The organism is Amycolatopsis sp. NPDC059027 (assembly GCF_042739735.1).
GTDB lineage: Bacteria > Actinomycetota > Actinomycetes > Mycobacteriales > Pseudonocardiaceae > Amycolatopsis.
Map to the genome: position 1 here is coordinate 1 of NZ_JBHYIK010000046.1, position 8567 is coordinate 8567.

The 8567-nt window shown below is 71.6% G+C and carries 12 protein-coding genes; 9 read left to right on the forward strand and 3 right to left on the reverse strand.

Annotated elements, in window-relative coordinates; all coding sequences use genetic code 11:
* Positions 1–137 precede the first annotated feature (137 nt).
* Together ACFWY9_RS28450 and cobA are read left to right on the forward strand one after the other, a co-directional pair.
* Positions 138–533 carry an ankyrin repeat domain-containing protein gene (locus tag ACFWY9_RS28450; RefSeq protein ID WP_378322676.1) on the forward strand — a complete coding sequence of 132 codons (396 nt, stop codon included), beginning with the start codon at positions 138–140 and terminating at the stop codon, positions 531–533.
* Positions 534–586: 53 nt separating this feature from the next.
* Positions 587–1816: a uroporphyrinogen-III C-methyltransferase gene (gene cobA, locus ACFWY9_RS28455; protein ID WP_378322677.1), complete on the forward strand. Its 1230-nt coding sequence runs from the start codon at positions 587–589 to the stop codon at positions 1814–1816.
* Here cobA and ACFWY9_RS28460 read toward each other — a convergent pair.
* Positions 1804–2679, reverse strand: coding sequence for an alpha/beta fold hydrolase (locus ACFWY9_RS28460; RefSeq protein ID WP_378340326.1), 876 nt, complete (start codon positions 2677–2679; stop codon positions 1804–1806). The genes cobA and ACFWY9_RS28460 overlap by 13 nt on opposite strands.
* Positions 2680–2878: 199 nt before the next feature.
* Between ACFWY9_RS28460 and ACFWY9_RS28465 the strand changes: the two genes are divergently transcribed.
* Complete coding sequence (locus tag ACFWY9_RS28465) at positions 2879–3721, forward strand: crotonase/enoyl-CoA hydratase family protein (RefSeq protein ID WP_378340327.1); 843 nt, start codon at positions 2879–2881, stop codon at positions 3719–3721.
* 25 nt (positions 3722–3746) lie between these two features.
* Here ACFWY9_RS28465 and ACFWY9_RS28470 read toward each other — a convergent pair whose 3' ends face one another.
* Both ACFWY9_RS28470 and ACFWY9_RS28475 read right to left on the reverse strand, forming a co-directional pair.
* Positions 3747–4145 carry a hypothetical protein gene (locus tag ACFWY9_RS28470; protein ID WP_378340328.1) on the reverse strand — a complete coding sequence of 133 codons (399 nt, stop codon included), beginning with the start codon at positions 4143–4145 and terminating at the stop codon, positions 3747–3749.
* Between the two features lie 24 nt (positions 4146–4169).
* Positions 4170–4694, reverse strand: coding sequence for a hypothetical protein (locus ACFWY9_RS28475; RefSeq protein ID WP_378340329.1), 525 nt, complete (start codon positions 4692–4694; stop codon positions 4170–4172).
* Positions 4695–5007: 313 nt separating this feature from the next.
* Between ACFWY9_RS28475 and ACFWY9_RS28480 the strand changes: the two genes are divergently transcribed.
* The 6 genes from ACFWY9_RS28480 (at position 5008) to ACFWY9_RS28505 (ending at position 8463) form a co-directional block, all read left to right on the forward strand.
* Complete coding sequence (locus ACFWY9_RS28480; protein WP_378322682.1) at positions 5008–5235, forward strand: hypothetical protein; 228 nt, start codon at positions 5008–5010, stop codon at positions 5233–5235.
* 64 nt (positions 5236–5299) lie between these two features.
* Positions 5300–5902 carry a CDP-alcohol phosphatidyltransferase family protein gene (locus ACFWY9_RS28485; protein WP_378322683.1) on the forward strand — a complete coding sequence of 201 codons (603 nt, stop codon included), beginning with the start codon at positions 5300–5302 and terminating at the stop codon, positions 5900–5902.
* Positions 5903–6003: 101 nt separating this feature from the next.
* A complete protein-coding gene (gene gcvH, locus ACFWY9_RS28490) occupies positions 6004–6387 on the forward strand; it encodes a glycine cleavage system protein GcvH (RefSeq protein ID WP_378322684.1) in 384 nt (127 codons plus the stop codon).
* Positions 6388–6536: 149 nt separating this feature from the next.
* Positions 6537–7001, forward strand: a complete 465-nt coding sequence (gene garA / locus ACFWY9_RS28495; RefSeq protein WP_378322685.1) for a glycogen accumulation regulator GarA — start codon at positions 6537–6539, stop codon at positions 6999–7001.
* Positions 7001–7762: a MerR family transcriptional regulator gene (locus tag ACFWY9_RS28500; protein ID WP_378322686.1), complete on the forward strand. Its 762-nt coding sequence runs from the start codon at positions 7001–7003 to the stop codon at positions 7760–7762. The genes garA and ACFWY9_RS28500 overlap by 1 nt, the downstream gene beginning before the upstream one ends.
* Positions 7763–7989: 227 nt before the next feature.
* Positions 7990–8463: a bifunctional nuclease family protein gene (locus ACFWY9_RS28505; protein WP_009078856.1), complete on the forward strand. Its 474-nt coding sequence runs from the start codon at positions 7990–7992 to the stop codon at positions 8461–8463.
* Positions 8464–8567: the final 104 nt, after the last annotated feature.

Sequence of the window (8567 nt, forward strand, 5' to 3'; positions counted from 1 at the left end):
GCCCTTGTCACACCCCAGACCAGCGCACCCCAGGCGTCCTACAACACCTCCGGCAACACACACGGCCCCAGAACCCTGAGCGAGAAAACCACATTGGGGCGCATGAGCCGTGCGCGAACCTGTGGGAAACTCACGGCATGAGCGAGGATCCGGAGGAAATCGACCCCGAGCTGCTCCAGCTGTGGGCCAAGGTGTTCGGCTTCGCCCGCGCCGGGCGGACGGCCGAGCTGGCGGCCTATGTGGACGCGGGGATCTCCGCGAATCTCACCAACGACCGCGGCGACACGCTCGTGATGCTCGCCGCCTACCACGGCCACGCCGAGACCGTCACGGTGCTGCTCGAACGCGGCGCGGATCCCAACCGGGTCAACGATCGTGGCCAGAGCCCGCTCGCCGGAGCCGTGTTCAAGAACGAGCCCGACGTGGTGCGCGCGCTGCTCAAGGGCGGCGCGGATCCGGCGGCGGGGCAGCCGTCGGCGATCGACGCGGCCCGGATGTTCGGGAACGAGGGCCTGCTCGAAGCCGGAGAGTGAGGGAAAGCACGCTCGGCTAGCGCGAACGGGGCAGGTCAATAGACTCTCCGCGCATGGACGACCCGCACTATCTCTCCGGCCTCCAGCTCACCGGCCGCCGCGTCGTGGTCATCGGCGGCGGCACGGTCGCGCAGCGCCGGCTGCCCCGGCTGATCCGCGCCGGGGCCCGCGTCGAGCTGATTTCCCCGCACACCACCCCTTCGGTGAGCGCGATGGCCGACGCCGGCGAGATCGTGTGGCACGAGCGGCGCTACACCGAGGGCGACCTCGCCGGCGCCTGGTACGCGCTGGCGTGCACCAACGACCCCGAAACCAACGCCGCGGTGTGCGCGGAAGCCGAGCGTGCGCGAGTATTCTGCGTCCGCGCCGACGACGGCGACCTCGGCAGCGCCGTCACCCCGGCTTCCGGGCGGCACGGTGGGCTGCTGGTCGGCGTGCTGTCCGGTGGTGAGCCCCTGCGCTCGGCGGCGGTGCGCGACAGCATCCTCGACGCGCTGCACGCGGGCACGGTCGAGGACGGCCGCGGCCCCCAGCCGGACGACACGCTGCCCGGCGTCGCGCTCGTCGGCGGCGGGCCCGGCGATCCGGACCTCATCACCGTGCGCGGGCGGCGGCTGCTGTCCCGCGCGGACGTCGTGGTCGTCGACCGGCTCGGCCCCCGGGAACTGCTCGACGAACTCGCCCCCGAGGTGGAGATCGTCGACGCCGCGAAGATCCCGTACGGCCGCGCCGCGAGCCAGGACGTGATCAACAGCACGCTGATCGACCGGGCCAAGGCGGGCAAGTTCGTCGTGCGGCTCAAGGGCGGCGACCCGTACGTCTTCGGCCGCGGCTTCGAGGAGGTGCTCGCCTGCGCGGAGGCCGGGGTGCCGGTGACGATGGTCCCCGGGATCACCAGCGCGTTCGCGGTGCCCGCGGTGGCCGATGTGCCGGTGACGCACCGTGGTGTGGCACACGAGGTCGTGGTGGTGTCGGGGCACGTCGCCCCCGGGCACGACACGTCGCTGGTCGACTGGTCGCTGCTGGCGCGGATGCGCGGCACGATCGTGCTCATGATGGGTGTGGAGCGGCTTCCCTTGTTCGCCAAGGCTTTGCTCGAAGGCGGCCGTCCCGCCGAGACGCCGGTCGCGATCGTCGAGGACGGCACCATGCGCACCCAGCGGGTCCTGCGGTCCACTTTGGACACAGTGGTGGCGGACGCCGCGGCGGCGGGCGTCCGGCCGCCCGCGGTGATCGTGATCGGGCCGGTCGCCGGACTGCCCCAGCCGGGTCAGTCCTCGTAGCAGCGCGCGGCGAACTCGCGGATCGCCGTGGTCAGCCGGGTCGGGTCGAAGCGCAGTTCGACGGGACTGCGCGCCTGCACGAACTCGGCTTCGGGCATGTCCGCCGCGAGCGTGTCGGCGTCGCCGAACGGGTGAATCGGGTCGCGTTCGTGCCCGATCACCAGCGCGGTGGCGGTGATCCGCCGCCGCACCGACTTCGGCGGCGCGATGCGCCCGAACAGCACGCCGTGCAGCAGCGCGGCCATCGGTCCCGGCCGCTGCGACAACGTGTCGGTGACGACGTCGACCCACTGGTTGCCGTGCGGCACCAGCCCGGCCGCGAGCGCCACCCCGCGCACGGTCACCGGCAGGAACCGCGCGGCCAGCAGGAGCGGGGCGAACGTGACCAGCCCGGCCACGATCGCGTTGTCCAGCACGGGCATTTCGACGATCAGGCCGCGGACCCGCTCGGGCGCGGCGACGGCCACCTCGAGCGCCACGTTCGCGCCGAGGGACGTCCCGCCGATCACCGCCCGCTCCACGTCGAGATGGTCCAGCAGCGCGACGGTCTGCTCGGCGAAGGCCGTCATCGAGTACCGCCACGACTCGGTCGGCCGGTCGGAATCGCCGTGGCCCAGCAGGTCGAGGGTGACCACCCGGAAGCCGTCGCGGGCCAGCCGCCGGGCCAGCGGGGCGTGCATGCGGCGCGTCAGCATGATGCCGTGGGTGAGCACCACGACGCGGTCGCCGGCGCCGAACTCGGTGTACCAGAGCCGGTGGCCGTCGTGCTGGAACGACCCGGACAGCTCGATCGGCCGCGACGAGCGCCGCGCGGGGGCGGCCTCCGGCGGGGACGCGAGGTCGTCGATCGCGGTTGCGCTCATGCGATCGCCTCGCTTCGCGAGACAGTGTTGAATCCCTCTTGGCGCATGATGTCCATGATTCGCTCGCAAGCAGCGCTCATGGCCACCGTCCTTCCGCTCGTAGGGAGATACGTCTACCCAGGAAAGCATCCCGGGCGCGAATTGGCACTCTGTCAATCCGGGTTGGCGGGGTCCGGAGGGCATGAGCGAAGATGACCCCATGACCGCTACCGCTGACAGCCTGCCCGACCTCGTCGCGCTGAAGGTCGAGATCGACGGCCACGTCGCAGAGGTGACCCTGCTCGGCCCGTCCAAGGGCAACGCGATGGGCCCCGACTTCTGGCGCGAGCTGCCCCTGGTCTTCCGCGCGCTCGACGCCGACCCCCGGGTCAGGGCGATCGTGCTCACCGGGAGCGGGTCGCACTTCTCCTACGGCCTCGACCTGCCCGCGATGATGCCCGGCTGGGCCCCGATGCTGCAGGGCGACGCGCTCGCCGGGCCGCGCACCGCCTTCCTCGACGAGGTCCGGCAGCTGCAGGGCGCGGTGAGCTCGGTCGCCGAATGCCGCAAACCGGTCGTCGCCGCCGTGTCGGGCTGGTGCATCGGTGGCGGGGTCGACGTCATCGCCGCCGCCGACGTCCGGCTGGCCAGTGCCGACGCGAAGTTCAGCGTCCGCGAGGTCAAGGTCGCGATCGTCGCCGACCTCGGCAGCCTCCAGCGGCTGGCCTCGATCATCGGCGAGGGGCACCTGCGGGAGCTGGCGCTGACCGGCAAGGACATCGACGCGGCGCGCGCGGAGAAGATCGGCCTCGTCAACGACGTCCATCCCGACCAGGACACCGTGCTCGCCGAGGCACGCAAGCTCGCCGGTGAGATCGCCGTGAACCCGCCGCTGGTCGTCCAGGGCGTCAAGGACGTGCTCAGCGCCAACACCGAACGTCAGGTGGCCGACGGGCTGCGGTACGTCTCGGCGTGGAACGCGGCGTTCCTGCCCAGCAAGGACCTCGCCGAGGCCGTGCAGGCCTTCCTCGCCCGCCGGCCGCCGGAGTTCACCGGCGAATAGCCGGAGTCCACAGTGGACGGCCAGGTCAGCCCGCCGTGGTGGCGCTGACCTGGCGGTCGTCCTCGGTCGAGCAGGTCGTGACCGGATCGCCGGGCCCGCTGCCGCAGGTCCACTCGCCGAGCGCGAGCGGGCCCGCGCCGGTCGCGGACCGCGCCGCTTCCGGCGGCAGCTTGGCGAAGTAGCCGGCGAACAGCTTGACGGCCTGTGCGCAGTCGACCTTCCCGTGCGCGACCACTTTCGCCGTCTTTCCGCCGGGCCCCCGGACATCGCCGCAGGCGGCCCCGGCGGGCGTCGGCTCCGCCGCGGCGGCCTGCCGGGCCGGGGCGGGTGAGGGAGCCGCAGGAGGTGCCGCCGAACCGCATCCGGTGAGCACGGCGGCCAGGGGCAGAGTGGCCAGGAACAGCGTGGGGGGAAGTGCGCGCATGGGCCCTTCTCGTGCGTTCTTCGGTTATTCGGACGGGACGACGGAGGCGAACACGGTCTGCTCGCCCTTGCTGCAGGTGGTGCCACCCTGCGCGGCGGGCGCGCCGGACACGCACAGCCAGCCGTCGACGGTGTCGTTCACCGCGTCGTTGGAGCCGGAACCCTGGCGGCCGACGATCTTCCGGTGGAACTCGGTGACCAGCTTCGTCGCCTCGGCGCAGGGGATCCCTGACGTCCCTGTGCTGTCGACGACGTCGAGGGTCAGCCCGCTGGCCGCCGTGACGGTGCCGCAGGAGCCCGCCGCGGGCGCCGCGGCCGGGGTCGCCGTGCCCGGTTTCGCCGCGGGGGGCGGCGGTGGCGCGGTCGTGCCGGTGTCCGGCAGCGGCGGTGGCGCGTGGGTGGAGGCTGACGTCGGCGCGCTCGGCGGAGCGCTGGGCGCGGACGGAGCGGGTGGCGGCGCCGGATCGCCCGAGCAGGCGGCGAGCGCGGGAACGGCCAGGCAGGCCGCCAGCAGCGTCCGCCACGCTCGCGGGGAGGTCGGATGAGGCACCGCGCTCCTTTCGTCCGGCGGTCGGGCTCATTCTGGACCACCGAAGGGCGCCGGGCCGGGATTGACGCTCCGGCAAGTTCGCCGGAGGTTAGCGGCGCACGTCCGCGCGGGTTCACCGGCCCCGCCTTTCGACTGTCCATTATGGACAATTAACATCCCGTTCACGCAGCGACACAAGGGACTGTCATCGCGCATCGATCGGTGGAATTCCCGGTGCGACGGTTAACATCCGCCGCTTCGCTGCCGAAGATCTACCAGAGCGTTCCGGCGCTTTCCCGTCCCCGTGCACTCCCGTCCCCGAATCGTGAGACCGATGACCAGCGAAGCAGCATCCGGCCCGGCCGGTGCATCAGAAAGCCCTTCCGGCGACCCCCTGCCGACCATTCCCTCGAGCGTCGTGTGGTGCGGCGGACGCCCCTACGTCCTCGAGATCCGGCCCGGCAGGGCCCGCTGGATGGGTACCGACGAACGCGGCAGGCCGGAGGCGCTCAGCAGCGCCGAACTCGAGCGGCGGGGCTGGAGCCCGCGCCGCGCGTGCTGACTCGATTCACCGCTCGCCACCACCCTCGACGGCGGGGCTTCGCCTCGCTGATTAGATTCACTGCGTGAGTACCGCCCCGGATCAGAGCGCGGAGCCGTCGCTGCTGCGACAGGCGCTGAACGTCCCGAACCTGCTGTCGCTGCTGCGGCTGGCCGGTGTCCCCGTCTTCCTGTGGCTGCTGCTGGGTCCGAAGGAGGACGGCTGGGCGCTCGCGGTGCTCGTGTTCAGCGCGCTCACCGACTGGCTCGACGGCAAGCTGGCCCGCTGGCTCAACCAGATGTCCCGGCTGGGTCAGCTGCTCGACCCGGCGGCCGACCGGCTCTACATCCTGGCGACGCTCGTCGCGTTCCTGCTGCGCGAGATCATCCCGTGGTGGGTGGTCGTGCCGCTCGTGCTGCGCGAGGCCGTCCTCGGCGTCTGCGTGCTGCTGCTGCGCCGTCGCGGGTTCGCGCCGCCGGAGGTCACCTACATCGGCAAGGGCGCGACGTTCGTGCTGATGTACGCCTTCCCGTTCCTGCTGCTCACCCAGGGCGGTTCGGACATCGCCGCGATCGCTCGGCCGATCGGGTACGCCTTCACCGTCTGGGGTGGCGTCCTCTATGTCTGGTCCGGCGTGCTGTACGTCATCCAGGCCGCGCGCGCCCTGCGCGGCGCCCCGGCCGGCTGAGGGGGAGGCCGTTCGGGGGGAGTGGCGGGCGCCGCCGCGGGGCTGGTGGAACACTTGTGCGCGACGAGATCGCCCGTGCTGGACCAGAAAGGGGAGCGGCGTTGTCCACTCCGGAAGAGCTGCGCTACACCGAGGAACACGAGTGGGTCGCCACGCGCGAGGGCACGCTGGTGCGGGTGGGCATCACCGAGTACGCGCAGGAGCAGCTGGGTGACGTCGTGTTCGTCGACCTGCCCGAGGTGGGCAAGCAGCTCGGCGCCGGGGACGCCTTCGGCGAGGTGGAGTCCACCAAGAGCGTTTCGGAACTGTTCGCGCCGGTCGACGGCGAGGTCGTCGCGGTCAACGAGGCCGTGTCGCAGTCGCCCGAGCTGATCAACAGCGACCCCTACGGCGAGGGCTGGCTGATCGAGATCCGGCTGGACGACCCGGCCGGGCTGGAAGCACTGCTCGAGGCCGAGGCGTACCAGGCGCTGATCCAGGGCTGAAACCCCTTCCCCGCGAAGGGTTCGCGCAGGCCGCGGCGCTCCACCGCCGATAGAGGGGAGCCCGGGGCCGGAGAATCGATCAGACACGGTACGTTGAGCGCTACACGTTCTTGAGTACTGGCAACATCATGCGTGAGGAGAGAGCTCAGGTGAGCACGAACGACGGGCCCGGCGTTCCCCCGGAGCAGTCTCCGGAGCGGACCTCTGTCTTCCGGGCCGACTTCCTGGCCGACGTGGAAGGCCAAGAGTCCGCGCCGGCCGCCGAGGCGCCGGTGCAGGGCGTCGACGCCCTGCCGGCGGGTTCGGCCCTGCTGGTCGTGAAGCGGGGCCCCAACGCGGGTTCCCGCTTCCTGCTCGACCGGGACACCACCAGCGCCGGACGGCATCCGGACAGCGACATCTTCCTGGACGACGTCACCGTCTCCCGCCGGCACGCCGAGTTCCGGCGTGAGGGCGGCGAGTTCGTCGTCATCGACGTGGGCAGCCTCAACGGCACCTACGTCAACCGCGAACCGGTCGACCAGGCGGTGCTGGCCGGGGGCGACGAGGTGCAGATCGGGAAGTTCCGCCTGGTCTTCCTGACCGGACCGGGGCACGGTGGCCAGGGGGCATAGTGACGGCGGCCGGGCGGCCCGAACGTTCTTCGGCACAGCGCGACGGGTTGAGCATCGGGGCGGTCCTGGCGCAGCTGCGCGATGACTTCCCCGACGTCACCATCTCCAAGATCCGGTTCCTCGAGGCGGAAGGCCTGGTCCAGCCGGGCCGGACGCCCTCGGGGTACCGGCAGTTCGCCGCGGCGGACGTGGAGCGCCTGAAGTTCGTGCTGTCCGCCCAGCGGGATCACTACCTCCCGTTGAAGGTCATCAAGGAACAGCTGGACGCGGCCGACCGGGGCGCCGAGCCCGCACCGGGCACGCCCCGGTTGCCGCGCAAGCTGGTTCCGCTCGACGATCCCGCCGATCCCGGCGGGCTGCCCGCGCCGGACGACTTCCTGTCCGGCAGGGACGTCCGGCTGACTCAGGAAGAGTTGCTGGCGCAGGCCGCCATCGACGAGGCCACCCTCGCCGAACTGCGGCAATACGGTCTCGTGCGGCCCGGCCCCGCGGGTTTCTACGACCCCGACGCGGTCCAGATCGCGCGCACGGTCCGGGCGATGACCGAATTCGGTATCGAGCCGAGACATCTGCGTGCCTTCCGCGCCGCGGCCGACCGCGAGGTCGGCCTGTTGGAACAGATCGTGACCCCGGTGTATCGCCACCGTGACGCCGACGCGAAAGCCAGGGCCGACGAGGTGGTCCGCGAGCTCGCGGCACTCTCGGTGACCCTGCACACGCTGCTCGTGAAAGCGGGAATCCGCGGCGTCACGGGTGGTTGAAGCCGGATGGGCCGCGCCCGCGCACTGAGAACCCTTGCGACGCCGGATGTCAATGACTGAATGTTGGCCACCCTATGCCGTACCGTGAGAGCAGGGTTTGCCGCGCGCGAACCGAGAAAGTCCGCCACTAGCGAGCACAGCGCTCGGATCACGGGTAGCGTCGAGGATGTCGGCGCCGACGCCGGGACAGCGTTGCGGCCCGTGCGCACGAGAGGAGGCGAAGCCCGATGAGCGAGATGCGCGTCGTCGGCGTGCGGGTGGAGCTACCCGCGAATCAGCCGATCTTGTTGCTGCGGGAGACCGAAGGCGAACGGTACCTGCCGATCTGGATCGGCTCGGTCGAGGCAACCGCCATCGCCTTGGAGCAACAAGGAGTCCGCCCCGCCCGCCCGCTCACCCACGACCTGCTCAAAGAGGTCATCGGAGCGCTCGGCCGGGAACTCGAACAGGTCGTCATCACCGACCTCAAGGAAGGGACGTTCTTCGCCGAGCTCGTCTTCGACGGCGACATCAGGGTCTCCGCCCGCCCGAGCGACTCCGTCGCGCTCGCACTGCGGATCGGTGTCCCCATCCACGCCGTCGACGCCGTCCTCGAGGAAGCCGGCCTGATCATCCCGGACGAACAGGAGGACGAGGTCGAGAAGTTCCGCGAGTTCCTCGACTCCGTCTCCCCAGAGGATTTCCGCGGCGCCGACACCTGATCCGCGCCGCCACGCCACCGCGGGGCGCGACCTCCGCCCCACCCATACCGCCTCTCCGCCTCGCCGCCCCGCCGCGGGGGGGGGCGGGGGGGGGCCGCCCGGCG